Origin of the sequence: Saccharothrix lopnurensis (assembly GCF_042658445.1) — a bacterium.
GTDB classification, from domain to species: Bacteria; Actinomycetota; Actinomycetes; order Mycobacteriales; family Pseudonocardiaceae; genus Actinosynnema; species Actinosynnema lopnurensis.
On record NZ_JBHSQO010000009.1, the window covers coordinates 161,407 to 186,820 of the forward strand.

Consider the following 25,414-nt stretch of genomic DNA (forward strand, 5'->3'; position numbering starts at 1 on the left):
GGGGACCCCGGCAGCTCGGCCCGGGGTCCCTGCGTCCACGACCAGCCCGTGGCGGTCGTCAGCCGGCCGTGACCGGGGTGACCAGCACCCGGTCGTGGCCGACGACCCGCTGCTCGCCCGTCACCTGGATCGACCGCTCCCAGCGGATGTCCTCGCTGGAGCAGCCCACCAGCAGCACGAGCTCGCCGGTCTCCACGACCCGCCGGCCGTCGCGGCCGGTGAACGAGGTGCGGTCGGCGTGCAGCCGGAAGGTCACCCGCCGCTGCTCGCCCGCGTCCAGCTCGACCCTGGCGAAGCCGACGAGCTGGCGCACCGGCCGGGTCACGCCGGCCACCGGGTCGTGCAGGTACAGCTGGACGACCTCGGCGCCGGGGCGCGACCCGGTGTTGCGCACCAGGCACGAGACCTCGACCTCGCCGTCGCTGGGCAGCTCGTCGCCCGAGGCGAAGTCCGACAGCTCGAACGAGGTGTAGGACAGGCCGTGGCCGAACGGGAACAGCGGCGTCGGGTCGACGGAGCTGATGCCGCCCTTGGCGCCCAGCTTCGGGTGCAGGTAGGTGGTCGGCTGCCCGCCGGGGGTGCGCGGCACCTGCACGGGCAGCTTGCCCGAGGGGTTGACCCGCCCGCTGAGCACGCCGGCCACCGCGCCCGCGCCCTCCTCGCCCGGGAAGAACGCCTGCACCGAGGCCGCCGGCCGGTAGGGGCCCAGCGCGTACGGGCGGCCGGCCAGCAGCACCAGGACCACCGGCTTGCCGGTGGCCAGCAGCGCGTCGAGCAGCTCGCCCTGCACGCCGGGCAGCGACAGGTCCTCCGCGTCGCAGCCCTCGCCGGAGGTGCCGCGGCCGAACAGCCCGGCCAGGTCGCCGAGGACGGCCAGCACGACGTCCGCGTCCCGCGCCGCGTCGACCGCCTCGGCGATGCCCGTCCGGTCGTCGCCGGAGACCTCGCAGCCCTTGGCCGTGCTCACCGCCGCGTCCGGGAACTCCTTGCGCACGGCGGCCAGCAGGGTGTCCATCTCCACGCCGAGTGCCACCTCGGGGTGGTGCACGCCGACGTGGTTGGGGAAGGAGTAGCAGCCCATCATGGACAGCAGGTCGTCCGCGCACGGCCCGACCACGGCCAGCCTCGCGGGCGCCGCCAGCGGCAGCACGCCGGAGGCGTTGTCCAGCAGCACCACGGACCGCTCGGCCATGGTGCGGGCCAGGTCGCGCAGCGCGGGCGGGTCCAGGTCGATCGGCTCGCCGCGCAGCACGGCGGGCGAGTCGGGCTCCCAGTCCTCGTCCAGCAGCCCGAGTTCACACTTCTGGGTGAGAACCCGGGTGACCGCGCGGTCCACCAGCGCCTCGTCCACCTCGCCCGAGCGCACCAGCTCCGCCAGCGGTTCGCCGTAGCAGCGCACGCTGGGCAGCTCCACGTCGATGCCGGCGGCCAGGGCCAGCGCGGCGGCCTCGCCGGGCGAGCCGGCCACGCCGTGCGTGGTCTCCAGGAAGGACACCGCGAAGTAGTCGGCGACGACCACGCCGGTGAAGCCCCACTGCTCGCGCAGCAGGTCGGTGAGCAGGGTGGGGTCCGAGGCGGGCGGCACGCCGTCCACCTCGGCGTAGGAGTTCATCACCGAGCGCGCGCCGCCCAGGCGCAGGGCCATCTCGAACGGCGGCAGCACCACGTCGGCGAACTCGCGCGGTCCCATGTGGACCGGCGCGTGGTTGCGGGCGGCGCGCGAGGCGGAGTAGCCCGCGAAGTGCTTCAGCGTCGCCACGATCCCGCTGGACTCCAGGCCGCGGGTGTAGGCCGCGCCGAGCAGGCCCACCAGGTACGGGTCCTCGCCGATGGTCTCCTCGGTGCGCCCCCAGCGCGGGTCGCGGGTCACGTCGAGCACCGGCGACAGCCCCTGGTGGATGCCGAGGTCGCGCATCACGCGGCCCACCTCGCGCGCCATGACCTCGACCGACTCGGGGTCGAAGGACGCGCCCCAGGCCAGCGGGACCGGGAAGACCGTGGCCTGCCAGGCGGTGAAGCCGGCCAGGCACTCCTCGTGCGCCATGGCCGGGATGCCGAACCGGTTGTTGGCCACCAGCCTGCGCTGCGTCTCGGCCAGCACCTTGGCGCCCACCGCCGGCTCCACCGGCCCGGTGCCGAACACGCGGGTCAGCTGCCCGAGGCCGGGCTTGGTCAGCTCGTCCCACGGGGGCAGCGGCTCGGCGAACTCGTGCTGCGCGGGCGCGACCTCCTCGCCGTCGGAGATGCCCACCCAGACGCCGACCAGCTGGGCCAGCTTCTCCTCCAGGGTCAGCTCGGCCAGCAGGGCGGCGACGCGCTCCCCGGTCGGCTTGCCGGGATCGGCCCAGGGGTTCAGCACGGTGGCTCCTTCGTTGACGATCGGACGACGAGTTCGGTGGCCAGCTCGACGCGCTCGGTCTCGACCGGGCGGCCCGCGATGAGGTCCGCGAGCATCCGGCCGGCGTGCCGGCCCATCTCGGTCAGCGGCTGGCGCACCGTGGTGAGCGCGGGCGACGACCACACGGCGACCGGTAAGTCGTCGAACCCGACCACGCTCAGGTCCCCGGGCACGGACAGCCCGGCGACGCGGGCGGCCTCGATCACGCCCAGCGCCTGCTCGTCGTTGCCGGCGAAGACCGCGGTGGGCCGGTGGGGCTGCGCCAGCAGCTCGGCGGCGCGCCGGAACCCGCCCTCGTGCCTGAAGTCGCCGTTCTTGACCAGTTCGGGGTCGAACGGGATGCCCGCGCGGTCCAGCGCGGCGCGGTAGCCGTCGACCCGCGCGCGGCTGCACAGCATCCCGGCCGGTCCGCCGATCACCCCGATGCGGCGGTGGCCGAGCCTGATCAGGTGCTCGGTGGCCGACAGGCCGCCCGCCCAGTTGGTGGCGCCGACGCTGGGCACGTTCGGCTGCGGCAGGTCGACGGGGTCGATCACCACCACCGGGATGCGCGAGTCGGCCAGCACCCGCCGGTCGGCGGCGGTCAGCTGCGAGGTCACCAGGAGCGCGCCCGCGCGCCTGGCCTCCACCAGCGACGCCGCCCACGAGGCGTGGTGGCGCGGCTTGTCGGTGGAGGACACCACGACGTGCAGCCCGGTGTCGACGACACCGCGGATGATCTCCACCGCCCAGGGGCTGTCCAGGGCGGTGAACACGAGGTCCACCAGCATGTGTCCCGAGGCCCGGCGGGACCCGACGGGCACGTAGTCGTACTCGGCGAGGAGCTGCCGCACACGAGCCCTGGTCTCCGCGCCGACGTCGTCCTTCCCGTTGAGGACTTTGGACACCGTCGGGAGGGACACCCCCGCTGCAGCAGCGATCGTGGCCAACGTGGCTCGACGCATGGGCCGATAGTATCGAAACTCGATCGAAACACAAGAGTGACCCTTTGACGTGCGTAAATGCGATCCCGTCTCAGTTCAGAGTGAGCCTTGACACGCGTTCGACACCCGTCTAGGTTCTCCGCAAGTCGTGGATGTTTCGAAATGTTTCGAGCCACGAACATTTCCGCAGCGTGGCAGAAGGGTGGCGGTTGCATGTCCCGCCGATCATGGACGCGTCCCCTCATGGCGATGGGGCTCGTCGTCGCGGCAGCAGTGGCTTCCGCGTGCGGCTCCTCCGGACCGGCCGAGTCCGGCGCGGGGGAGATCAAGGTGTGGGCCCTGGAAGACCCGGTGCTCAACCCGATCGAGCAGAAGTCGATCGACTCCTTCAAGGCCCAGGGCGGCAACGCCTCCCTGGAGACCTTCGGCAACGACCCGTACAAGCAGCGGCTCCGGGTCGCCATCGGGTCCCCGCAGGCCCCTGACCTGTTCTTCAACTGGGGCGGTGGCAACCTCAAGGAGTACGTCGACGCCGGCAAGGTCGCCGACCTGACCGCGCTGCTCGACGAGAACAAGGCCGTCAAGGACAAGTTCATCCCCAGCGTCCTGGACGGCGCGACGCTCGACGGCAAGGTCTACGGCGTGCCGATGCGCGGTATGCAGCCGGTCCTGCTGTTCTTCAACAAGAAGGTGTTCGCCGAGGCCGGCGTCGAGGCGCCGAAGACCTGGGACGACCTGCTCGCGCTGGTCGACACCTTCAAGGGCAAGGGCATCACCCCGATCGCCCTGGCCGGCACCCAGGCGTGGACCGAGCTGATGTGGGCCGAGTACGTGCTCGACCGCTTCGCCGGCCCCGAGGTGTTCAAGAAGATCCGGGACGAGGGCCCCCAGGCGTGGAAGGACCCGACCGTGGTCGAGTCCCTGTCCAAGCTCAAGGAGCTGATCGACCGGGGCGGCTTCGGCACCAACTTCGCCTCCGTCGGCTACGACGCCGGTGGCGCGTCGACCATCCTGGCCCAGGGCAAGGCGGCCATGCACCTGATGGGCTCCTGGGAGTACACCAACCAGCTGGGCCAGAGCCCCGACTTCGTCAAGGCGGGCGACCTGGGCTGGGTGGCGTTCCCGACGATCGAGGGCGGCAAGGGCGACCCGTCGAACCTGGTCGGCAACGTGAGCAACTTCTACTCGGCCACCTCCGGGTCGAAGAACCTGGACGCGGCGAAGAAGTTCGTCACCACCACGCTGCACGAGGACTCCTACATCGACGCGCTGGTCGCGGCCGGTGACGTGCCGCCCGTGGTGGGCGCGGAGGAGAAGCTGAAGGCGGCCGACAACGCCGACTACACGACCTCCATCTACCAGATGGTGCTGGACACGAAGAACTTCCAGCTCTCCTGGGACCAGGACCTGCCCGCCGACGACGCCACGTTCATGCTGACCCAGCTCCAGGAGTTCTTCCTGGGCAAGGTCTCGCCGCAGCAGTTCGTCGACGCGGTGGCCGCGCGCTGATGTCCTCCCAGCGACCTTCGGGCTGGTACGCCGCACCGGCGTTCGCGTTCTTCGCCCTGTTCGCGGCGCTGCCCATGGTGCTCGTGGTCTACCTGAGCTTCACGACCTGGGACGGCCTGGGAACTCCCGAGATCAGCGGGGCCGACAACTGGACCCGGTTGATGGAGGACGGCGAGGCCCACGCCTCGGTGGGGCGGACCGTGCTGCTGATGGTCGTGTCCTGGCTCGTCCAGACCCCGATCGCGTTGCTGATCGGGGTCTGGGCGGCCGGCAAGGAGCGGTCCCGCGCGGTGCTCAGCTCGATCTTCTTCCTGCCCCTGCTGCTGTCCACGGCGGCGATCGCGCTGCTGTGGCAGGTGCTGCTCGACCCGAACTTCGGCGCCTTCGTCGGCGGTCCGCTGTTCCTGGGTGACACCGAGATCGCGATCTACACCGTGGTCTTCGTGATCTCGTGGCAGTACATCCCGTTCCACACCCTGCTCTACCAGGGCGCGGCGCGGGCCATCCCGCCGTCGCTGTACGAGGCGGCGACCATCGACGGCGCCTCGCGGTTCGGGAAGTTCCGGAACATCACCCTGCCGCAGTTGCGGTACACGATCGTGACGTCGTCGGTGCTCATGCTGGTCGGTTCGCTGACCACGTTCGACACCGTGCTGATCCTGACCAACGGCGGACCGGGCACCGCGACCCGCATCCTGCCGCTGCACATGTACATCACCGGCTTCAGCGGTTTCGAGATGGGCTACGCGAGCGCGATCGCGGTCGTGCTGGTCGTGCTCGGCACGGTGCTGTCGGTGGCGGTCATGCGCTGGAGCGGGTTCCGCGCGATGAGCAGCCAGCAGGAGGGGTCGTGAAATCTCGTCCGAACTGGCTCGCCGGGTTGTTCTCCCTGGCGTGGCTGGTCCTCGTCCTCGGCCCGCTGGTCTACCTGATCACGGTGTCGCTGCGCACCCGCACCGAGTACCTGGGCAAGAGCGCGTGGTCGATCCCCGAGGCGCTGACGCTCGACAACTACAAGACGGTGCTGACGGGCGGGTTCGGCCAGTACCTGCTCAACAACGTGATCGTGACCGCGGCGACGGTGGCGATCGTCGTGCTGATCACCGTGCCGTGCGCCTACGCGGTCGCGCGGAGCAACGCGTGGTTCGTGCAGCGCGGGTTCACCCTGCTGCTGATCGGCCTGGCGATCCCGGCGCAGGCGACGATCATCCCGGTGTACCTGCTGATCACCCGGATGCACCTGTACGACACCCTGGCCGCGATCATCCTGCCCACGGCGGCGTTCGCGCTGCCGGTGGCCACGCTGGTGATGACCAACAGCCTGCGGGAGGTGCCCCGCGAGCTGTACGAGGCGCAGGCGATCGACGGCGCCGGCCCGTTCCGGGTGCTGGTGTCGCTGGTCCTGCCGCTGGCCAGGCCGGCGATCATGACCGTGGTGGTCTACACGGCGCTCAACGCGTGGAACGGGTTCCTGTTCCCGCTGGTGCTCACGCAGTCCGAGTCGTCGCGCGTGCTGACCCTCGGCCTGTGGGACTTCCAGGGGCAGTTCGGCACCAACGTGCCGGCGCTGCTGGCGGCCGTGACGCTGTCCGTGCTGCCGATCTTCGCGGTGTACCTGTTCGGGCGACGGTTCCTGCTGAGCGGCCTCACGGCCGGCTTCGGCAAGTAACCGACCGCCGCACCGGCCCCGCGGCGGCGCGGGGCCCCGCGCGCCAGGGGCGTGGCCGTTCAACCTCTCTCCCGACGGCCACGCCCCGCCGCGCGCATTGACACTTTCGAAAAGCAATTCGACAATTTCGGCCACTATGTATCCCGCAGAGTGAGCCACACCGCTCCCCGATCACCACATTGACCGGACTTCTCCCGGTGCTGCTGCCGTAGACTGCGGCCCATGCCGACGAAAGCCCAGCCAACCCCGGATGGCACCGCCACGAGCAAGATCACCATCGCGGACATCGCCGCCGAGGCCGGGGTGTCGGTACCGACAGTTTCGAAGGTCATGAACGGCCGGGCGGACGTCGCACCGCACACGCGGGAAAAGGTCGAGGCGATCATCCGCCGCCACGGTTACCAGAGGCGGTCGGACGAGCGGTCGCGGCGGTCCAACCTCGTGGAGCTGATGTTCCACGAGCTGGAGAGCGCCTGGGCGCTGGAGATCATCCGCGGCGCCGAGCAGGTGGCCGCCGAGAACGGCCTGGCGCTCGTGCTCAGCGAGTCCCAGGGCCGGCTCACCCCGGGCCACGGCTGGCTGGAGGGCGTGATCGCCCGCAAGCCGCTCGCGGTGATCTCGGTGTTCTCCGACCTGACCTCGCAGCAGCTGGCGAAGCTGCGCGCCCGCGACATCCCGGTGGTGGTGGTCGACCCGATCGGCGAGCCGCAGCTGGAGACGCCGTCCATAGGCGCCACGAACTGGAACGGCGGCCTGACCGCCACCCGGCACCTGATCGAGCTGGGGCACCGCCGGATCGCCATGATCGGCGGCCCGGAGCGGGTGCTGTGCAGCCGCGCCAGGGTGGACGGCTACCGCGCCGCGCTGGAGACCGCGGGCCTCGCGGTCGACCCGACCCTGGTCCGCTACGGCGACTTCCACGTGGAGTCCGGCCGCGCGCAGTTCGCCCAGATGCTGGAGCTGACCACGCCGCCCACCGCGGTGTTCGCGGGCTCGGACCTCCAGGCGCTCGGCGTCTACGAGGCCGCCCGCGCCGCCGGCCTGCGCGTGCCCGAGGACCTGAGCGTCATCGGTTTCGACGACCTCCCGGTCGCCCAGTGGGTGGGCCCGCCGCTGACCACGGTCCGGCAGCCGCTGCAGGACATGGCCGCGGCGGGCACCCGTCTCGCCATCACGCTGGCGCGTGGTGAAGAGCCCGAACACCGCCGAATCGAGCTTGCCACCACGCTCGTGGTGCGGCAGAGCACCGCACCGCCGCGCTGACGAGCCGTCTTTACCTTCCTCCCCCTCAGTGGTGGTGACCCGGCGCCTGGGTGTAGACGCAGCCCTCCGCCTCGGCGGCCACGGTGTGGCCCACCTCGTCGTCGGGGGTCACCGGGGTGCACCGCAGTTGGTGCAGGCCCAGCAGCTCCAGGCCGAGCGTGCCGCTGAGCGCGAAGCCGTTGCCGAAGCCGAAGTCCGGGTCGTCCAGGACCTCGCCGCTCGACAGGGCCCCCTGCCAGGCGCGCTGGAAGTCACCCAGCCCGTCGCGCCGGAACACCACCAGCCCCAGCCGCTCGTACGGCCCCGCCTGGCACGTCGCCCACTCCGTCACGTACGGCGCGTAGAGCGCGGCGCGCAGCGGGCCGACGAAGTCGTGGAACTCCTCCATCGTCCGCGGTTGCGCCTCGTCGCACTGCCCGGTCTTCTCGTGCACCCAGTCGGCCACCTCGACCGGGTTCGCCAGGGGCGGCCCGAGTGCGTTGGCCGCCAGGTCGGTGGAGCCGGTGGAGCCGGTCGCCCCGGACGAGCAGGCGACCGACCCCACCAGGAGCGCGGCCAGGGCCGCGCAGCGCGCCAACATCAGGCCGTGGCGCACGAAGCGCCGTTGAGGGTGAAGCCGGTCGGGGTGGCGGGCGTTCCCTGCGACGTCCCGTTGAACCCGAAGCTCACCGACTGACCCGGCTGGAGGTCCTGGTTCCAACTGGCCCCCTTCGCGGTGGCCCTGCCGCCGGACACGGCGACCTGCGCCGACCACGCCTGGGTGATGCCCTGACCGGAGGGCACGTCCCAGACCAGCTCCCACGCGGTGACCGCGGTGGCACCGGTGTTCCGCACCGACACATTGGCGGTGAAGCCGCCGGACCACGAGCTGCCCACGCCGAAGGTCACCGAGCACGTGCCCGGCGGGGTGCCGGTGCCGCCGCCGCTCGTGCGGACCGAGACGACCGCCGACGGGGTGGAGGTGTTGCCCGCCGCGTCCCGCGCCACCACGTAGAACTGGTAGGCGGTGTCGGCGGTGAGGCCGGTGACCGTGGCCGTGGTGCCCGAGCCGGAGGCCACCTGGACGTCGTTCGCGCCCGCCTCCCGGAACACCTGGTAGGAGGCCACACCGGTGTCGTCCGAGGACGCGGCCCAGCTCAGCGACACGGAGTTCGCCGTCGCCGTCGCGGTCGGCGTGCCCGGCGCGCTCGGGGCCCGGGTGTCACCGCCGTTGCCGCCGCCGCTGAAGTTCACGTCCGAGCAGCTGTAGAACGCCTCGGGGCTGTCGCTGCGCTGCCAGATCGAGTAGATGACGTGGCGGCCGGACTTGGTGGGCAGGGTGCCGCTCCAGGCGTACTCGCCGCTGCCCAGCGGCGGGTTGGTGACGCTGTCGAACGGCGCGGGCTCCAGGTCCGACCACTTCAGCGGCTGGGTGACGTCGAAGCCGTCCCGGGTGACGTACTGGTCCCAGCGACCGGGGTGGGGCGCCCAGGCGTTGTACTTGAAGGTGATCCGCGCGCCCGCCTGGAGGTTGGTCACGGGCCAGTCGGCGCGCGCCAGGTTGTAGGCGTCGTACTTGGTGGTCGGGCCGCACAGGTCGCCGTCGGCGATGAGGTCCCGGTGGCGACCGCCGGCCTGGCTGATCAGGTTGCCGTACCAGTCCCACAGCGGCTGCTTGCCGCCGAGCTGCACGGCAGCGGCGCACGCCGGGTTCGTCGGGTTCAGGTCGCCGTTGCCGCCGAGCCTGCCGTCCTCGTAGCAGGCGTAGGTGCGGCTGGCGGGGTAGGTCATGGACCCGTGGGCCACCGCGACGCCGCTCTGGACGAACACGGTGGTCACCCCGACCACGCCGAGCACGGCGGCGACCAACGCCCCGGTGCGCTTGAGTCGCACGGATGTCTCCATTCAGATCGACGGTGACCTGGTAACTGGGAGCGCTCCCAGAATTACGATCGCATTTCCGGTGACCCGTCGTCAACGCTCCGTTTCAACTGGTGGTCGCCGGGTACCGGTCAACCATGCGGATCGCGGTGATCGGCCAGGTGGCGCGCGACCTCGTCCTGGTGGTGCCCGAGGTGCCGGGGGAAGGCGGCAGCACCACGGTGTCCGAGCGCCGCGAGGTGCTGGGCGGCAAGGGCGCCAACATCGCCCGCGACGCCGTCCAGCTCGGGGCGTCGGTCGTGCTGCTCGGTGTCGTCGGGGACGACCGCGAGGGCCGCCTCCTGGTCGAGGCGCTCGCGGCGGACGGGGTGGCGACCGGCGCGGTGGCGCAGCGGACGGGCACCCGGACGGCCCTGGTCGTGGACGTCGTCTGCGAGGGCCGGTACCGCTACCTGGAGGACATCCCCGAGGCCACCCTCGTCACCCCCGCCGACGTGGCGGCGGCGTCGGCGGAACTGGCCGCGGCCGACGCCGTGGTGATCCAGCTCCAGCAGCCCGCCGGGACCGCGCTGGCCGCCGCCCGCGCCGCGACCGGCCTGGTCGTGCTGGACGGCGTGCCCGGCGGCGAGGTGGACGCCCTGCTGGCCCGCGCGGACGTGCTGCGGGCCGACCACACCGAGGCCGAGCAGCTGACCGGCCGCTCGATCGACGGGGCGCGGGACGCGCTGGCGGCCGGCCGGGAACTGCTGGCGCGCGGGCCGTCGGTGGTGGCGCTGGAGGTCCCCGGCGAGGCGAACGCGCTGGTCTGGGAGGGCGGCTCGGCGGTGGTGCCGCTGACCGGGGAGCACGTCGTGGACACCACCGGCGGCGGGGACGCGTTCGTGGCCGCGCTGACCGTGGCGCTGGTGCGCGGCGACGACCCCGAGGAGGCCGGGAAGCTCGCCACCGCCGCCTCCGGGCGCGCCGTCGACCACCCCGGTGGGCGCACCGACCTGACCGGCCTGGCACGCTGACGGGCCCGGACGGGCCCCGGTGGACGGCGGTCCCGCGGTTCCGTAACCTGTCCGAGACCGAAACGGGGTCACCCGTTCGGGGTAGGTCCGGTTACGAGGAGGGTCGCGAGACCGTGGCGTCGAACCCCGCCCAGCGCACCGTTCGCGCCGCCGTGGCGGCCACCGCAGTCGCCGTGCTGGTCGGCGCCCTGCCGCTGCCCCACGCCGGGGCGGACCCCGTGCCGCCCAACGCCTCCGACGCGCTCAAGCGGTACAACGACCTGTCCACGCAGGCCGAGGCCCTCAACGAGGAGCACCTGCGGGCGCAGGAGGCGCTGACCGGGGCGCAGGGCGCGCTGGACCAGGCCAACCGCGACATCGCCACCGCCGAGGAGGCGCAGGAGGCGCTGCGCGGGCAGGTCGACCTGCTCACCGAGGCGTCGTTCCAGGGCGCGCGGTTCAGCCAGCTGTCCGCGCTGCTGGTGTCGGAGTCCCAGCAGGACTTCCTCAACCGGATGTCGGCGCTCGGCGTGCTGGCGCACGACAACGCCGAGGCGTTGCGGGGCCTGGAGGAGGCGGTCGACGAGGCCGCCGACGCCGCGCGGCGCGCCACCGAGGCCGCGACGAGCGCCAACCAGGCGATCGGCGAGATCGACCAGCGCAAGGGCGCGCTGGACCGGCAGATCGACGAGGCCCGCGAGGCGTACCGCTCGCTGGGCGACGCCGAGCGCCGGGCGTTGAACAACGCGGGCGACACGGGCCCGATCCCGGTGCCCGCGGGTGCGGCCGGGCAGGCGCTGGCGTTCGCGCTGGGCGAGCGGGGCAAGCCCTACGTCTACGGTTCGAACGGGCCGAACTCGTGGGACTGCTCCAGCCTCATGCAGGCGGCCTACCGGTCGGTGGGGATCAGTATCCCGCGCACCACGTACGGGCAGGCCAAGGTCGGGCGAGGGGTGTCGCGCAACGAGGTCAGGGCCGGTGATCTGATCATCTACTACAGCGGTCAGACGCACGTGGCCATGGCGATCGACGGGCTGCGCGCCGTGCACGCCTCGACCGAGGGCGTGCCGGTGAAGGTCCAGGACATCGAGTCGATCGGGCCGGTCGACGTGATCCGCCGCGTGGTCGGCTGATCTTTTCCCGGCTGATCTTTCCCGGCTGCCTCTCCTTGGCTGCCTCTCCCCGGCCGGCCCTCGCCGGCCGCCTCTCGGCCGGCCCTTTCCCTCACCGGCCCTTCCCAGCCGACCTCCGCCAGCCCTTCCCAGCCGACCCCGCCAGCCGACCCCTTCCTGGCGATTCCGGGCGTGTGCCACGCGTCCTCGTTACCATGATTCGGTTCAGCACCGATCCGCACAGGCGGGAGACGCGTGGAGCAGTGGAGCGCGGGCGCGGTCGCGCGGATGCTGGGCATCTCACCGACCACGCTGCGCACGTGGGACCGGCGCTACGGGCTCGGCCCGGACACCCGCGAGGAGGGCAGGCACCGCCGCTACTCCCCCGCCGACGTGACCCGGCTGCGCCGGATGCTCGAACTCACCGCCCAGGGCATGGCGCCCGCCGCGGCCGCCACCATCGCCCTGGGCTCGTCCCCGCCCGCGAGGTCCCGGGCCGGCGGCGGACCCAAGGCCCTCGCGGTGGGCGGTTCGGCGGAGGGGCGCGGTTTCGCTCGCGCGGCGGCCCGCCTGGACGCGCCGCTGATGAGAGCGCTGGTCCTGGAGTTGGTGGAGCAGCGCGGCGTGGTCGACGCGTGGGAGTCGGTGCTGGCGCCGTTCCTGGTCGCGTTGGGCGAGCGGGTGATCACCCGGGGCCGGGGCGTCGAAGTCGAGCACCTGGCGACGGCGAGCGTCCTCGACGCCTTGCGCGGCACCGCAACCGTCGCGCTCTCCGGGCGGTTGCCGGTGCTGCTGGCGTGCGCGCCGGACGAGCAGCACACCCTGCCGGTGGACGTGCTGGCGGCGGCACTGGCCGAGCGCGGGTGCGCGTCGCGCAACCTCGGGGCGCGGGTCCCGGCCGGGGCGCTGCTGGACGCGGCGGAGCTGTTGTCACCCGGTTCAGTGATGTTGTGGGCGCACGAACGGTCCCTCGCCGAAGCCGCGCCGGTGGCCGAACTCCTGGCGCGGGGGCACGCGGTGCTGGTCGGCGGGGCCGGGTGGAACGAGGTGCCGGCCGGGGCTCGGCGGTTGTGGACGTTGGGCGAGGCGGTGGAGGCGGTTCTGGAGTTGAACCGATCTTGAACGAATTCGGGTTGGGGGACGACCGATCCGACATCGAGGCTGACGGGGGATGTGATCCCCGTGCCAGAGCTGGCCCGCCTATGCCCGCCGGTCACCGAATCGTGGGACCGGCAACTCCATGCCCTGTGTCGCGGGCTGGACAGCGTTGTTCTTCCACATGCCGCGCGAGTATGGGGCGACGAGGTGGGCGCGAGTTGTGGGTGTTGATCTCACGGCGCCACCACCGGCGGGGGTGAGGTGGTCGGATCGGCCGCCGGTGGTGGCCGGTGGCTATCGGTTGGCGCCGGCCTTGGGGGTCGGGTCCGGTGCGGTCTTGGGCTTCGGCGACCAGCGGGTGTAGCCGGCGCGTTCGGCCTCCTCGGGGGTGGTGAAGGTGACGTCGCCCTTCATGCGGTTGAAGTAGGGGGAGGCCGGGGTGTGGAAGACCATGGACCTGGAGTTGCACTTGACCAGGGCGGGTGGGGCGACCTTCTGACCCTTCGCCTTCGCGGCCTTGGCCGTTGCGGCCTTGGCGGTCTTGACGGTCGCGGCCTTGGGTGCCGCCTTTGCCGTCGTCGCTTCCACCACGGTTGCCGTTGCCGTTGCCGTCGTCGCCTCCACCACGGTTGCCGCTGCCGTCGTCGCCGCTGCCGTCAACACTGCCGCCTTCGCCACCTTCGGTGACGGCTCCGAGTCGGAACGGTGCGAGTCACCTGCCGACACCGCCACACCCGGGCGTTCCTCCCGACCGACGGTCTCGTCCCCGTTGACCGGCTGACCGGCGGCCTCGTCCCCGTTGACCGGTTCGGTTTGCGGCCGCGACGTCGCAACTTCCGACGCTTCCCCGGCCTCCTCCTCGCCCCGCTCTTCCCCTCTGCCTTCCAGGCGGTCCTTCAGCCACTGCGGAGCCTCCAGACCCTCCGCCTTCGTGAGCGGCTGCTCCTCCGCCGGCACCTCCGCCCCTGCCGGTGCCCCCACCCCCTGCGGTTCCTCCGCTTCCTTCGAGGGCTCCACCTGCCTCGGGAACTCAATGGTTGCCGGGTCGTCCACCACCACGCCAGACGCCTCAATCACCGCACCGGACGCCTCGACCACCTCGCTGGACGCCTCAACCTTCTTTTCGTTCTGCACTGAAATCACAAAGGGCTTGGAATCCTCTGTAGCGGGGTTGGACACCGTCCAGGTCGTCCCGAGGTTGATCGCCGTGGGACGCAGCGTCTCCTGGTCGGTTGCGGTAGCCCCCTCCGCAGTGCCACCGCCGGTCGCCACTCCCCCGGTCTTCGCCCCCTCCACCCCAACCCCAACCCCAACTGCTTCCGGCTCGATGGCCTCCGAGCCGACCTTCGCGAGGTCGGTTTCCAGCGCTTCGTCCGTCGCCCGTGCCTGATCGAGGTCGGTGATCACGAGTGCCGTGGGTTCGGCTGCGGAGAGAGCGGGTTGGGCGGCCTGGTGGGCGTGGGCGTTCTCGGCCCGGAGTTTGCGGATGGTGGCGCGCAGCGGCAGCCAGGTGAGGACCGCCCCGGCGACGAACGCCAATGCGCAGAGGATGAACGACTGGGTGAACAACCAGGACACTGGCACTCCTCAGAGCTGCGGGCGGGGGACTAGTTGACCAGAACGTCGACCTGGCGGGTGACCGGGTCCGAGTTCTCCGGTGCGGCGTCGACACTGACCGAGGTTTTCATCCGGTCGGGGCGCACCCCTCGGGCGGCGAAGAGGTCACGCACCACCCCGGCGCGGGCGGAGGCCAGGAGGTAGGCGTCGGGCACTCAGCGGAGGCATGCCCGACCAGGGTGACCGTCGAGAAGGACTTGACCAGCAGCAACCGTCCGACGCAGTTGACCAGGACCGGCCCGTGCCCCTGCCCTTGCCAGTTGGTGCCGCCAGGTTCGAAGCGCAAGCCGCCGCTGATCAGATCCGTCACGCGATAGGGCCCGACCTCACCACAACCCGCGCCGACCAACGCCTCCCGCTCGGCATCATCACGAGCATCCCCGACGAGCCACACTCGCCAAGTCCGGGATTTCAACACCGGGCGTTACTACCGGAAGCCGGCGCCCAGGCACCACCAGCACTCCCCGTATCCGCACGACGGGAGGGCGCATTTCACCTGACCAGGTGACCTCATCCCGCCCTTCATCCCACGTTCAGGCGACCAGCGACCGCAAAGGTGATCTTGCGCAGGACGGCGCGGGCAACGCGCAGCAACGAAGCCAACACGACGAGACAGGCCGCAACCGGGCCAGCGGGGATGCGGAGGTGAGGCAGGCCAAAGGGCGAGGGCTGGGGAAGGCCGGTTGCGCCTGACTTTCTCGGCGTCGGGCAAGGCGGGCGCGGGCAAGGCGGGCGCGGGCAAGGCGGGCGCGGGCAAGGCGGGCGCGGGCAAGGCGGGCGCGGGCGACTTCGATGCGAGTGGTCCCAGCGCGAGCGAGACGGCGTCGCGGCGGATCAGGGTTGGGAGGGCCGCATCAGGCAGCTTCGACAGCTTGCCCGGGGGGCGGGCGTGCCGGCCTGCATCAGCCACCGCGTCCCAGGACGTCTTCCGTGGGCCGACAGCCTGGGTGAGGCTGAGTTGGGCGAGGCAGGTCGGGCGGTGGAGCGGTGGAGCGGGGCGGGCTGGCCGGGGCCGGTGGGGCTGGGGGCCGGTGGTGGTGCTCCGGTGGTGACGCTTCGGCCGGGCTGCTTGTGTGGTGCTGTTGGTGGGGCGGTGGGTGGTCGGGGTGGTCCGTAGGGTCGGGGTTGGCGTTGGCCGGGGTCTCCCGTTCTGGTCTGGTTCGAGGTCGGGCCGGGTCGGGTGGTGGCGGTGGGGCTCGGGCCGGGCGGTTGGCGGGGATTTGGTCTAGGAGTGGGGTTGGCGTGATGGGTGGGAGAACGGTGGGTGGACGGGGCGGGTGGGTGGTCGGCTGGGGGTGGGTGGTTCGGGGGCTCCGTGTTCTTCTAACCGATGATCGAGGCCCCTGTTTTCGTACATGTTCTGCCGATGATCACTCGATCGTGTTCGGCGCCGGCCCCGAGGTGGACTCCGGGGCCGAGGGTGCCGACGGGGCAGGTGCCGACGGGGGTGGCGCCTCCGGTGGTGGCACCGGCGGAGCCGGGGCAACCGACGGCGGGGGTGGCGTTCCCGCTGTTCAAGCCGCTGACGGCAGCACCCCCTGCCGGCAGCCGCACCTGCTGCACACCGGGTGGGCCGGCACCTGGATCTCCGCCAGCAGCCGCTTGGAGTCCTCGAAGGTGGGGGGTGCCAGGCCGGGTACCAGGAGGCTGTCCAGGACCTCCTGCCTGCGCCGTGCCAGCTCTCTCGACCGCTCGACCGGGTCCTTCAACCGGGCTCTGACGCGCTCGCGCGACTGCTCCCGCGCCAGCGTGCCGGCCGCGCTGAGCGGGCGGGCCTGCTTGGGCTGGGTCAGGCGCGTGTTGCGGCGGTTGATGCGCCACCACGCGCCCAGCGTCATGCCCGGCACGGGGGGGCGCGCCCTGCGCGCGCCCCCCTCCCACCACGACCTCAGCCGCGCACGGAGGAAGTCGTGCGCTACCTGGTCGCGGTTCCTCGGGCTACCCTGCTTCGTGCCGTCGGGCCTGCGGTCGACCGCCGCCAGCAGGGCGTCGACGCACCACCCCTCGGTGAACCAGGGCTCGGCGACGCGGCGCAGGGCGGCGCGGTTCGCGTCCGTCCAGTTCGCGCGGAGGCAGAACGCCTCGACCGCCGTGTCGATCTCGGTGTCGGTCTCTGGGATGACACGGCCGGGCCACTGACGGGGATCAAGTCGAACTCGCATCGCACAGCTCCCTTCGAACGCGTACCGAACACCCGTTCGAAGATGTTGCCACCTACCACCGACAATTTTGGAGTCCCAAGTCTTGACTTATATAAGTTTCAAGTTGAAAGATGCAGGTCGTGCACGCTTTTGACGTTCTCGGCAACCCGGTTCGGCGCCGCATCGTGGAGCTGCTCGCCGAAGGTGAGCTGGCCTCCGGGGCGGTCACGGACGTGGTCCGCGAGGAGTTCGGCATCTCCCAGCCGGCCGTCTCCCAGCACCTGCGGGTGCTGCGCGAGCACGGCTTCGCCCAGGTCCGCGTGGAGGGCAACCGCCGCCTCTACGCGGTGGACTCCCAGGGGCTGCGCGAGGTGGACGAGTGGCTCGACCGGTTCCGCCGGTTCTGGAGCGGGCACCTCGACGCGCTGGCCACCGAACTCGCGCGTGGCAAGCGTGAGAGACGACTCAAGGAGGACCAAGAGTGATCGACATGGCCGACCACCTCAAGGCCATCGGCCGCGAGCTGAGCAAGGACGACGGGCAGCAGGTCGTGGGCGTGCTGCTCCGCCGCACCTACGAGGCGACGGCCGAGGACGTGTGGGAGGCGATCACCGACCCCGACCGGCTGCGGCGCTGGTTCATGCCGATCAGCGGCGACCTGCGGGAGGGCGGGAACTTCCAGCTGGAGGGCAACGCGGGCGGCGAGATCCTGACCTGCGCTCCCCCGAAGCTGCTCAAGGTCACCTTCGGCGGTGAGACGTCGATCGTCCACGTGCGGCTGACCCCGGAGGGCGATCGGACGACGGTGGAGCTGGAGCACACCGTCCCGCCGGAGATGGTGGCCGGCGGCGCGGGCGCGCTCTACGTGGGTCCCGGGTGGGACGGCGGGCTGCTGGGCCTCGCCCTGTTCCTGTCCGGGCAGGTGGAGGAGGACGTCGACCCCGTGGCCATGGCCGCCACCGGGGAGGCGCAGGAGTTCAGCCTGGGGTCGATCGACCTGTGGACCGCCGTGGTGGGGGCGGAGGGGACCTCGACCCCCGAGGCGCTGGCGGAGGCGGTCGGCGTGGCCAAGGGCCAGTTCACGCCCGACCTGGGCTGAGGGCACGACCCGAGCCGGGAGAACGAACCGAGCTGAGGGCACTACCCCGGACCGGGGGAAGACCCCGGGCCGGGGAACGAGGGCCGAGGGAACGGGGTGGGCGCTGCGTCGGGTCCGGCGTGGCGCCCGCCCCGACGAACGGGTCCCCAAGGCCGGCGAACTCTGGCGAACTCTTCGGAACTCGTCCGTTTCGCGGACGCCCCGAGCGGCAATCCCCTTCCCCATGACCGACACCCTGTGGGACGAGTTCCACCGCGTGGTGAACATGACCTCGAACGAACTCGCGGACTGGCTGCGCACCCGCTCCGCGGACGAGGACAGCGAGACCGTCCCCGACCAGGCCGGCACCCCGACCGGCCAGGAGGTCCTGCGGGTGCTGCGCAAGCGCCGCACCGACCTGACCACCGAGGACGTGAGGGTGATGCGCAAGGTCGTGGACCGGGTGCACGAGCAGCGCCGCGCCGACCTGGAGCCCACCGCCGGCGAGGCCCACTGGAGGCACCGGCTGATGTCCATCGGCCACGACCCGCTCAAGCCCGCCTGACAGCCTGACCGGGACCCACCCGAGGAGAACGACCCCTCAGGACTGCTTGACGACCGGCACCCGATCCGCGTCCGACAGCCGCACGCCCGCCTGCGGCACCAGCCCGAACTGCACGACCTGGCGCCGGGCGAGCAGGTCGGTGAGCCAGTCGACCGCGACCCGCAGGCGGTTGCCCGGCATGGCCAGCAGGTGGTAGCCACGCGCCACGACCTTCGCGGGCAGCCCGGTGAGCGGCACGTGCAGCGGGTTGGCCACCGCCTGCGCGCCCGCCAGGTCCACCACGAACCCGAGGTCGCGGTGCCGGTAGGTGCCCACCGCGCCGTGGCCGAGGGAGGCCGCCACGTTGCGGCCAGCCAGCCTGCCCTGCCGCTGCGCGTGCTGCGCGGTCATGGGGGTGGGCGCGCCCCCGTTGAACACGTCGGGCACGGCCGCCACGTCGCCGGCGGCGAACACGTGCGGGTGGGTCGGCACGGCCAGCGTGGGGTCGACCGAGATCCGGCCCTTCTCCGTCTTCACCGCCACCGACTCGACCAGCGGGTCCGGCCGCACGCCGACGCACCACACGACGGTCCGGGTGGGGATCTCCGTGCCGTCGGTGAGGCGGGCGCAGCCGGGGGCGACCTCCTCGACACTGGTCTCCAGCCGCACGTCCACGCCCCGGCCCCGCAGCACCCCGGCGGCGGGCCCGGCCAGCCGCTCGTCGAGGCCGGGCAGCACGCGGGGCGCGGTGTCGACCAGCACCCACCGGATGTCGGCCTCGGACAGCCCGGTGCGCCCGCGCAGCGCCGACCTGGTCAGCTGCTGCCCCTGCGCCACCAGCTCGGTGCCCGTGTACCCGGCGCCGACCACCACGAACGTGGCGCGCGCGGCGCGTTCGGCGGGGTCGTCCGCCTGCTCGGCGAGCTCGACCTGCCGCAGCACGTGGTCGCGCAGGAACACCGCCTCGGCGACGGACTTGAACCCGAACGCGTGCTCGGCCACGCCGGGGATGGACAGCAGCCGGGTGACGGAGCCCGCGGTGAGCACCAGGCGGTCCCACCCCAGGACCTGCTCGCGGCCCTCCACGTCGACCACCGAGCACGTGCGGGCGCCCAGGTCGACCTCGGTGGCGCTGCCCTGCACGAGCCGGGTGCGCGGCAGCTTGGGGCGCAGCGGCACGGCGACCCGGCGCGGGTCGAGCGAGCCGCCCGCGACCTCGGGCAGCAGCGGCACGTACAGCATGTAGTCGGTCGGGTTGACGGCCACCAGCTCGGCCGCGTCGGGCGGCAGCGCGCGCTCCAGCGCGCGCAGGCAGTGGTAGCCCGCGAATCCCGTCCCCACGACCAGCACGCGCGGCTTGCCCATGGTGGTCCTCCTCCGACGGCGGTGATGACGACAACGGGTACCCCGGACGGGAAGGGGGTAGACACGGGACATGCCCCTTGGATTGCCGGACGCGATCACCGCGTGCCTGTTCGACCTGGACGGCGTGCTGACCAGCACGGCCGTGCTGCACCGCCGGGCCTGGCGGCGCACCTTCGACGACTTCCTGGTCCCGCGCGGCCAGGCGCCCTTCACCGAGCTGGACTACGCGCGGTTCGTGGACGGTCGCCCCCGCTACGACGGGGTGCGCGAGTTCCTCGCCTCGCGGGGCGTGACCCTCCCGGAGGGGGCGCCCGACGACCCGCCGGGCGCCGACACCGTGCACGGGGTGGGCAACCGCAAGAACGAGCTGCTGGAGGAGGTCATCCGGCAGGAGGGCGTGGCGCCGTACCCGGGCACGGTCCGGTACCTGGAGGCGGCGGCGGCGCTCGGGCTGGACATCGGGGTGGTGACCTCGTCGGCCAACGCCCGCAGGGTGCTGGACGCGGCCGACCTGAGCCGGTTCGCCCGGTCGCTGGTGGACGGGGTGGTGATCAGCCGGGACGGCCTGCGGGGCAAGCCCGCGCCGGACTCGTTCCTGGTGGGCGCGCGCGAGCTGGGGGTGGCCCCGGAGCACGCGGCGGTGTTCGAGGACGCGCTGGCGGGGGTGCGGGCGGGCCGCGCGGGCGGCTTTGGGTACGTGGTGGGCGTGGACCGGGCCGGGCAGCGGGACGCGCTGCTCGCGCACGGGGCGGACGTGGTGGTCGACGACGTGGCGGAGCTGCTCTGATGGCGTTCGACAGGGATGCCGGCGGTGGGCCGGGCGGCACGGCGAACGGGCCGAGCGAGGCCGCGACCGCGCCCGGCGGGACGACGACCACCCCCGACGACGTCGCGTCGGAGGACCTGGTGGCCGAGGGCGCCACCGACGGCTCGGGGTCGGCGGGCTGGGAGGTGCTGCCCTGGCTGCTGCGCTGGCGGGGCCTGGCCGTGGACCAGCTGCGCCGCACCGAGTCGGTGTTCGCGCTGTCCAACGGCCACATCGGGATGCGCGGCACGCTGGACGAGGGCGAGCCGCGCGGGCTGCCCGGCACCTACCTCAACGGCTTCTACGAGGAGCACGCGCTGCCGTACGGGGAGTCCGGCTACGGCTACCCCGAGGACGGGCAGACGATCGTCAACGTCACCGACGGCAAGGTGATCCGGCTGCTGGTGGAGGACGAGCCGCTGGACATGCGCTACGGCAAGGCCCACGAGCACGAGCGGGAGCTGGACTTCCGCGCGGGCACGCTGCGCCGCCGCACGGTGTGGGAGTCGCCGACCGGCCGTCGGATCACGGTGCGCAGCGAGCGGCTGGTGTCGCTGACCCAGCGCGCGGTCGCCGCGATCCTGTACGAGGTGGAGACCGACGAGCGGGTGCAGCTGGTGGTGCAGTCCGACCTGCTGGCCAACGAGCCGGTCGAGCACGACAGCGACGACCCGCGGGTGGCGGCGGCGCTGGAGGACCCGCTGGTGGCGGACTTCGCCCACGCCGCGGGCGGCCGGGCGATCCTGGCGCACCACGCGCGCAACTCGGAGCTGCGCATGGCCGCCGCGATGGACCACGAGCTGGAGACCGGCGACGGGGTGCGCACCGAGATCAGCGCCGAGGGCGACCTGGCCCGGTTCACCGCGGCCGTGGACGTGCCGGCGGGCGGGAAGCTGCGGCTGGTGAAGTACCTCGGCTACGGCTGGTCGGCGAAGCGGTCGGTGCCGGCGCTGCGCGCGCAGGTGGAGGCGGCGCTGGCGGGGGCGCGGCAGACCGGCTGGGAGGGGCTGCTGGCCGAGCAGCGGCGGTTCCTGGACGAGTTCTGGGCGGCCGCCGACGTGGAGGTGCGGGGTGACGACGAGCTCCAGCAGGCGGTGCGGTTCGCGCTGTTCCACGTCATGCAGGCGGCGGTGCGCGGCGAGACGCGGGCCATCCCGGGCAAGGGCCTGACCGGGCCCGGCTACGACGGGCACGCGTTCTGGGACACCGAGATGTTCGTGCTGCCCGTGCTGGCCTGCACGCTGCCGGAGGCGGCGCGGGACGCGCTGCGGTGGCGGCACTCCACGCTGGACAAGGCGCGGGAGCGGGCGAAGGTGCTCGGGCAGGGCGGCGCGGCGTTCCCGTGGCGGTCGATCAACGGCGCGGAGTGCTCGGCGTACTGGCCCGCGGGCACGGCGGCGTTCCACGTGTCCGGCGACGTGGCGCACGCGGTGGCGCAGTACGTGTCGATGACCGGCGACCTGGCGTTCGAGCGCGAGCACGGCGCGGAGATCCTGGTGGAGACCGCGCGGCTGTGGATGTCGCTGGGGCACCACGACCAGCACGGCGGGTTCCGCATCGACGGCGTCACCGGGCCCGACGAGTACTCGGCGGTGGTGGACAACAACACCTACACGAACCTGATCGCGCAGCGGAACCTGCGCAACGCGGTCGAGGCGTGCGGGCGGCACCCGGAGGTGGCCGAGCGGCTGGGGGTCACCGCCGAGGACACCGCGGCCTGGCTCAAGGCCGCCGACGGGATGCTGGTGCCGTTCGACGAGCTGCTGGGGGTGCACGAGCAGGCCGAGGGGTTCACCTCGCACGCGGCGTGGCACTTCGACCGGATCGAGCCCGACGAGTACCCGCTGATGCTGAACTACCCCTACTTCGACCTGTACCGCAAGCAGGTGGTCAAGCAGGCGGACCTGGTGCTGGCGATGCACGTGCGGGGCGACGCGTTCACCCCGGAGCAGAAGGCCCGCAACTTCGCCTACTACGAGGCGCGGACGGTGCGCGACTCGTCGCTGTCGGCGGGCACGCAGGCGGTGCTGGCGGCCGAGGTGGGCGCGCTGCGGCTGGCCTACGACTACCTGGCCGAGGCGGCGTTCACCGACCTGCACGACCTGCACAAGAACGTCCACAACGGACTGCACATGGCGTCGCTGGCGGGCGCGTGGATCGGGCTGGTCGCCGGGTTCGGCGGGATGCGCGACCACGACGGCGCGCTGTCGTTCGCGCCGCGGCTGCCACCGGGCCTGGAGGGGCTGGCGTTCCGGCTGACCTTCCGCGGCACGCTGCTCGCGGTGGAGGTCGAGCCGGGCCGGGCCACCTACCGGGTGCTGTCCGGGGACGCGCTGCACACCTCGCACCACGGGGAGGAGGTCACCGTGGCGCCGGGCGAGCCGGTCGTGCTGTCCATCCCGGACCCGCCGGAGCCGCCGGAGATCAGCCAGCCCCGGCACCGGGCCCCGAAGCGCCGCACCCCGCCGGGGTCCCGGTCGTGAGGTGACCGGGACGGGGCGTCAGTCGTCGTGCGGGCGCAACGCGGAGGGCTTGTGCACCGCGTCGCGCCCGCTCTTGGCGCTGCGCACCCGGTACTGCGGGTCGTCCTCCGACGCCCTCACCCGCCGACCCGCCGCCTCGGTGTCCGAGGTGATCTCCTCCTGGACCTCGCCGTGGGTGGTCGAGCCGTGGCTCGACCACTCCACGTCCTCACCCTTGCGGAACTGTTCGGCCATGACTTCTCTCCCATCGGGTCATCCGGCGTCCGAATCATCCGGCCTCTGAGGGGTACCCCCGGGGACCAGGCGAAACGGAGGAGATCGTGGACGACGACGAGAGGCGCGGGACCCGCGAGGAGTTCCGGCGGGCGGTCAACCTGACCGCGGGCGAGCTGGAGGAGTGGCTGGGCACCGACGAGTCCGGGCGGGTGGGCGACTCCGCCGGGGACGGCGAGTCGACCGGGCACGCCTCGGGCCGTCGGATCGTGACCCTGCTGCGCACCCGCCAGGACGACCTCGGCGACGACGACTACCGGCACATGCGCAAGGTGGTCGGGTACGTGCACCGGCACCTGGCGCAGCGGCCGGACAAGGACGTGGAGCACACGGCGTGGCGCTATTCGCTGATGAACTGGGGCCACGACCCCACGAAGGGCTGAGGTGCCCGGTCGGACCCCTGGGGGGAGTGGGGTCCGACCGGGACTTGCCAGGCGGCCTGGGGGGCGGTGGCCGCCTACGCCCTCATCGTGCGCACGGATACCCCTGTTACCGGCGCTCAAACCGACCCATCGGATTTTCTTGGGTGATCCACCCGGAAGGCGGGCCTTCCACTCGGCGCGTCCCGGGACGGTCCGCCCGTTCACCCGGTCCCACCAGGCCGTCTCCGCACAACTGCGGCCCCGTTCGGCCAAAAACGTAACCCACAGGAGTGAGAGGGGCAGCGCCGGGACCGGTGGCCGGACAGGATCCGGGGAATGAGCTCAACACCCATCTACGACGAGCTGGCCGCCACCTACCTCGCCGAGGCCGAGCCCGGCGAGCCCGCGCCGCCGCCGGCCGACCCGACCCCGGAGGCCGCTCCACCGGGCCGCGCCGAGCGCGCCTCCCGGGACCGGCTCCGGAAGAAGCCAAAGGTCTGAACCACCGATCTTGACACCGCGTTCCGCGGCGGAGTAGGACGACTGGAGTCCGTGGACCAGGGCGCCTACCCCGGAGGGTGGAGCGGGATGCGTGTACGAGCACTGCTCACGGCGGCGATGCTGCTGACCGCGGCGGCCTGCACCGGAGGGCACCCCACCACGCCCGACCAGGTGTCCCTGACCTGGTGGGACCACTTCACCCACTCCCCCATGGCCGACCAGGCCGTGGACCACCTGCTGGCGCGCTACGAGCGGGAGCACCCGGGGGTGCGGGTCGAGCGCAGGTCGATGTCGCCCGAGGAGTTCCGGGACGCGCTCGTCCGGGCGACCGCCGCCGGCACCTTCCCCGACGTCGCGGCCGTCGACTCGCCGGACCTGCCCCGGCTCGCCGGGCGGGGCGCGCTCGCCGACCTCACCGGGCGGTTCGCCGACTGGCCGCTGACCGACCGGTTCCTGGACCCGGTGCGCGAGAGCGCCACCCACGACGGCAGGTTCTACGGCGTCCCGCTGCGCAGCACCACGACGGCGCTGGTCTACGACCGGGCGGTGTTCGAGCGGGCCGGCGTGGCCGGGCCCCCGGCCACCTGGGCGGACCTGCGCGCCACGGCCCGCGCGCTGACCGGCGGCGACCGGGCGGGGCTGTGCTTCCCGGCCGTGGGCGAGGATCTGACCGCGACGTTCCTGCCGGTGCTGTGGCAGGCGGGCGGGGACGTGGCGGACCTCGGCGCGCCGGCCGGTGTCGACGCCCTCGCCCACCTGCGCGGGCTGGTCGACGACCTCGGCGCGCCGGCGGACCTGCCGGGGTGGAGCGCCGACGAGGTCGCGCGGCGGTTCGCCGACGGGCGGTGCGCCATGGTGGTCGCCGGGCCCGGCTCGATCCCGGTGTTCAACCAGGCCGGCCTGGACTGGGCGGCGGTGCCGCTGCCCGCCGGCGACGCGGGCACGGCGACGGCCCTGGGCGGGCAGACGTGGGTGGTGGGCCGGGGCAGCGGGCACGTCGACCAGGCGTGGGACCTGCTCGCCTGGCTCGCCGAGACCCGCGACAACGCCACCGAGTTCGGCGGCGGGCTGGGGGCGCTGCCCAACCGGACCGACACGGTGGACGACCTGGCCTGGCAGTGGGACCCGAACCTGGCGGGGTTCGCGGGGCCGCTGGCGACCGCGCGCAGCCGGACCGCGTACGGGGCGAGGTACGCGGAGGTCTCGGCGGTGATCAGCGGGGCGGTGGCCGACGTGCTGGCCGGGCGGCGGGAGCCGGCCGAGGCGGCGAGCGGGGCGGGGGCGGAGGTCGGTCGGTTGCTGGGGTGAGGGCGGGTGGGGGCGTGGCGGAGCGCGGGCCGCGTGTCACACCCACGCGCCCGCGCCCACCCTCGTCACGCAGCCCGCACAACCCCTCACCCCATCGGGTAACCCCAGGCGTC

24 protein-coding genes are annotated in these 25,414 nt (G+C 72.7%); 15 read left to right on the top strand and 9 right to left on the bottom strand.

What is annotated here, in order from left to right; all coding sequences use genetic code 11:
• Positions 1-58: 58 nt before the first annotated feature.
• Positions 59-2,359, bottom strand: a complete 2,301-nt coding sequence (locus ACFP3R_RS11835) for a beta-xylosidase/alpha-l-arabinosidase (protein WP_380635468.1) — start codon at positions 2,357-2,359, stop codon at positions 59-61.
• Positions 2,353-3,342, bottom strand: coding sequence for a LacI family DNA-binding transcriptional regulator (locus ACFP3R_RS11840; RefSeq protein ID WP_380635470.1), 990 nt, complete (start codon positions 3,340-3,342; stop codon positions 2,353-2,355). The genes ACFP3R_RS11835 and ACFP3R_RS11840 overlap by 7 nt, the downstream gene beginning before the upstream one ends.
• A 228-nt stretch (positions 3,343-3,570) precedes the next feature.
• On the opposite strand from ACFP3R_RS11840, the gene ACFP3R_RS11845 reads away from it, so the two are divergent.
• From ACFP3R_RS11845 to ACFP3R_RS11860, 4 genes are all read left to right on the top strand, one after another.
• Positions 3,571-4,830 carry an extracellular solute-binding protein gene (locus ACFP3R_RS11845; RefSeq protein ID WP_380635472.1) on the top strand — a complete coding sequence of 420 codons (1,260 nt, stop codon included), beginning with the start codon at positions 3,571-3,573 and terminating at the stop codon, positions 4,828-4,830.
• Positions 4,830-5,684 (top strand): carbohydrate ABC transporter permease, encoded by an 855-nt coding sequence (locus tag ACFP3R_RS11850; protein WP_380635474.1) that lies wholly within the window; start codon positions 4,830-4,832, stop codon positions 5,682-5,684. The genes ACFP3R_RS11845 and ACFP3R_RS11850 overlap by 1 nt, the downstream gene beginning before the upstream one ends.
• The gene (locus ACFP3R_RS11855; RefSeq protein WP_380635476.1) at positions 5,681-6,499 is read left to right on the top strand and encodes a carbohydrate ABC transporter permease; all 819 of its coding nucleotides are present in this window, start codon (positions 5,681-5,683) and stop codon (positions 6,497-6,499) included. The genes ACFP3R_RS11850 and ACFP3R_RS11855 overlap by 4 nt, the downstream gene beginning before the upstream one ends.
• A gap of 222 nt (positions 6,500-6,721) precedes the next feature.
• Entirely contained in the window at positions 6,722-7,762 is a 1,041-nt protein-coding gene (locus ACFP3R_RS11860; RefSeq protein ID WP_380635477.1) for a LacI family DNA-binding transcriptional regulator, read from the top strand.
• A 25-nt stretch (positions 7,763-7,787) separates the two neighbouring features.
• On the opposite strand, the gene ACFP3R_RS11865 is transcribed toward ACFP3R_RS11860, so the two are convergent.
• Entirely contained in the window at positions 7,788-8,357 is a 570-nt protein-coding gene (locus ACFP3R_RS11865) for a hypothetical protein (RefSeq protein ID WP_380635479.1), read from the bottom strand.
• The gene (locus ACFP3R_RS11870; protein ID WP_380635480.1) at positions 8,342-9,634 is read right to left on the bottom strand and encodes a lytic polysaccharide monooxygenase; all 1,293 of its coding nucleotides are present in this window, start codon (positions 9,632-9,634) and stop codon (positions 8,342-8,344) included. The genes ACFP3R_RS11865 and ACFP3R_RS11870 overlap by 16 nt, the downstream gene beginning before the upstream one ends.
• A 125-nt stretch (positions 9,635-9,759) precedes the next feature.
• Here ACFP3R_RS11870 and ACFP3R_RS11875 point away from each other — a divergent pair, with 125 nt between their 5' ends.
• The 3 genes from ACFP3R_RS11875 (at position 9,760) to ACFP3R_RS11885 (ending at position 12,848) form a co-directional block, all read left to right on the top strand.
• On the top strand, positions 9,760-10,635 hold the full coding sequence (locus ACFP3R_RS11875) for a PfkB family carbohydrate kinase (protein WP_380635482.1): 876 nt from the start codon (positions 9,760-9,762) through the stop codon (positions 10,633-10,635).
• A 113-nt stretch (positions 10,636-10,748) separates the two neighbouring features.
• Positions 10,749-11,747, top strand: coding sequence for a C40 family peptidase (locus ACFP3R_RS11880; protein WP_380635484.1), 999 nt, complete (start codon positions 10,749-10,751; stop codon positions 11,745-11,747).
• 234 nt (positions 11,748-11,981) lie between these two features.
• On the top strand, positions 11,982-12,848 hold the full coding sequence (locus ACFP3R_RS11885) for a MerR family transcriptional regulator (protein ID WP_380635486.1): 867 nt from the start codon (positions 11,982-11,984) through the stop codon (positions 12,846-12,848).
• Between the two features lie 270 nt (positions 12,849-13,118).
• Here the strand turns inward: ACFP3R_RS11885 and ACFP3R_RS11890 are convergent, their stop codons facing one another.
• The 3 genes from ACFP3R_RS11890 to ACFP3R_RS11900 form a co-directional block, all read right to left on the bottom strand.
• Positions 13,119-14,402 (bottom strand): sunset domain-containing protein, encoded by a 1,284-nt coding sequence (locus ACFP3R_RS11890; protein WP_380635488.1) that lies wholly within the window; start codon positions 14,400-14,402, stop codon positions 13,119-13,121.
• A 29-nt stretch (positions 14,403-14,431) separates the two neighbouring features.
• Positions 14,432-14,596 (bottom strand): hypothetical protein, encoded by a 165-nt coding sequence (locus ACFP3R_RS11895; protein WP_380635490.1) that lies wholly within the window; start codon positions 14,594-14,596, stop codon positions 14,432-14,434.
• A 1,359-nt stretch (positions 14,597-15,955) separates the two neighbouring features.
• On the bottom strand, positions 15,956-16,603 hold the full coding sequence (locus tag ACFP3R_RS11900) for a hypothetical protein (RefSeq protein WP_380635491.1): 648 nt from the start codon (positions 16,601-16,603) through the stop codon (positions 15,956-15,958).
• 119 nt (positions 16,604-16,722) lie between these two features.
• Between ACFP3R_RS11900 and ACFP3R_RS11905 the strand changes: the two genes are divergently transcribed.
• From ACFP3R_RS11905 to ACFP3R_RS11915, 3 genes are all read left to right on the top strand, one after another.
• Positions 16,723-17,067, top strand: a complete 345-nt coding sequence (locus tag ACFP3R_RS11905; RefSeq protein WP_380635557.1) for an ArsR/SmtB family transcription factor — start codon at positions 16,723-16,725, stop codon at positions 17,065-17,067.
• 5 nt (positions 17,068-17,072) lie between these two features.
• Entirely contained in the window at positions 17,073-17,681 is a 609-nt protein-coding gene (locus tag ACFP3R_RS11910; RefSeq protein WP_380635560.1) for an SRPBCC family protein, read from the top strand.
• 223 nt (positions 17,682-17,904) lie between these two features.
• A complete protein-coding gene (locus ACFP3R_RS11915) occupies positions 17,905-18,225 on the top strand; it encodes a DUF3140 domain-containing protein (RefSeq protein WP_380635494.1) in 321 nt (106 codons plus the stop codon).
• A 36-nt stretch (positions 18,226-18,261) separates the two neighbouring features.
• Here ACFP3R_RS11915 and ACFP3R_RS11920 read toward each other — a convergent pair whose 3' ends face one another.
• Positions 18,262-19,569 (bottom strand): NAD(P)/FAD-dependent oxidoreductase, encoded by a 1,308-nt coding sequence (locus ACFP3R_RS11920; RefSeq protein ID WP_380635497.1) that lies wholly within the window; start codon positions 19,567-19,569, stop codon positions 18,262-18,264.
• Between the two features lie 70 nt (positions 19,570-19,639).
• Between ACFP3R_RS11920 and ACFP3R_RS11925 the strand changes: the two genes are divergently transcribed.
• Both ACFP3R_RS11925 and ACFP3R_RS11930 read left to right on the top strand, forming a co-directional pair.
• Positions 19,640-20,356: an HAD family hydrolase gene (locus ACFP3R_RS11925; protein WP_380635498.1), complete on the top strand. Its 717-nt coding sequence runs from the start codon at positions 19,640-19,642 to the stop codon at positions 20,354-20,356.
• On the top strand, positions 20,356-22,857 hold the full coding sequence (locus ACFP3R_RS11930; protein WP_380635500.1) for a glycoside hydrolase family 65 protein: 2,502 nt from the start codon (positions 20,356-20,358) through the stop codon (positions 22,855-22,857). Before ACFP3R_RS11925 ends, ACFP3R_RS11930 begins: the two co-directional genes overlap by 1 nt.
• Positions 22,858-22,875: 18 nt before the next feature.
• Here the strand turns inward: ACFP3R_RS11930 and ACFP3R_RS11935 are convergent, their stop codons facing one another.
• Complete coding sequence (locus ACFP3R_RS11935) at positions 22,876-23,091, bottom strand: hypervirulence associated TUDOR domain-containing protein (protein ID WP_380635502.1); 216 nt, start codon at positions 23,089-23,091, stop codon at positions 22,876-22,878.
• A gap of 86 nt (positions 23,092-23,177) precedes the next feature.
• Here ACFP3R_RS11935 and ACFP3R_RS11940 point away from each other — a divergent pair, with 86 nt between their 5' ends.
• The 3 genes from ACFP3R_RS11940 to ACFP3R_RS11950 all read left to right on the top strand — a co-directional run bounded on the left by ACFP3R_RS11940 (position 23,178) and on the right by ACFP3R_RS11950 (position 25,301).
• Positions 23,178-23,513 carry a DUF3140 domain-containing protein gene (locus ACFP3R_RS11940; protein ID WP_380635505.1) on the top strand — a complete coding sequence of 112 codons (336 nt, stop codon included), beginning with the start codon at positions 23,178-23,180 and terminating at the stop codon, positions 23,511-23,513.
• A gap of 315 nt (positions 23,514-23,828) precedes the next feature.
• Positions 23,829-23,993, top strand: coding sequence for a hypothetical protein (locus ACFP3R_RS11945; RefSeq protein WP_380635507.1), 165 nt, complete (start codon positions 23,829-23,831; stop codon positions 23,991-23,993).
• A gap of 87 nt (positions 23,994-24,080) precedes the next feature.
• On the top strand, positions 24,081-25,301 hold the full coding sequence (locus ACFP3R_RS11950; protein WP_380635508.1) for an ABC transporter substrate-binding protein: 1,221 nt from the start codon (positions 24,081-24,083) through the stop codon (positions 25,299-25,301).
• The last annotated feature ends 113 nt before the right edge of the window (positions 25,302-25,414 follow it).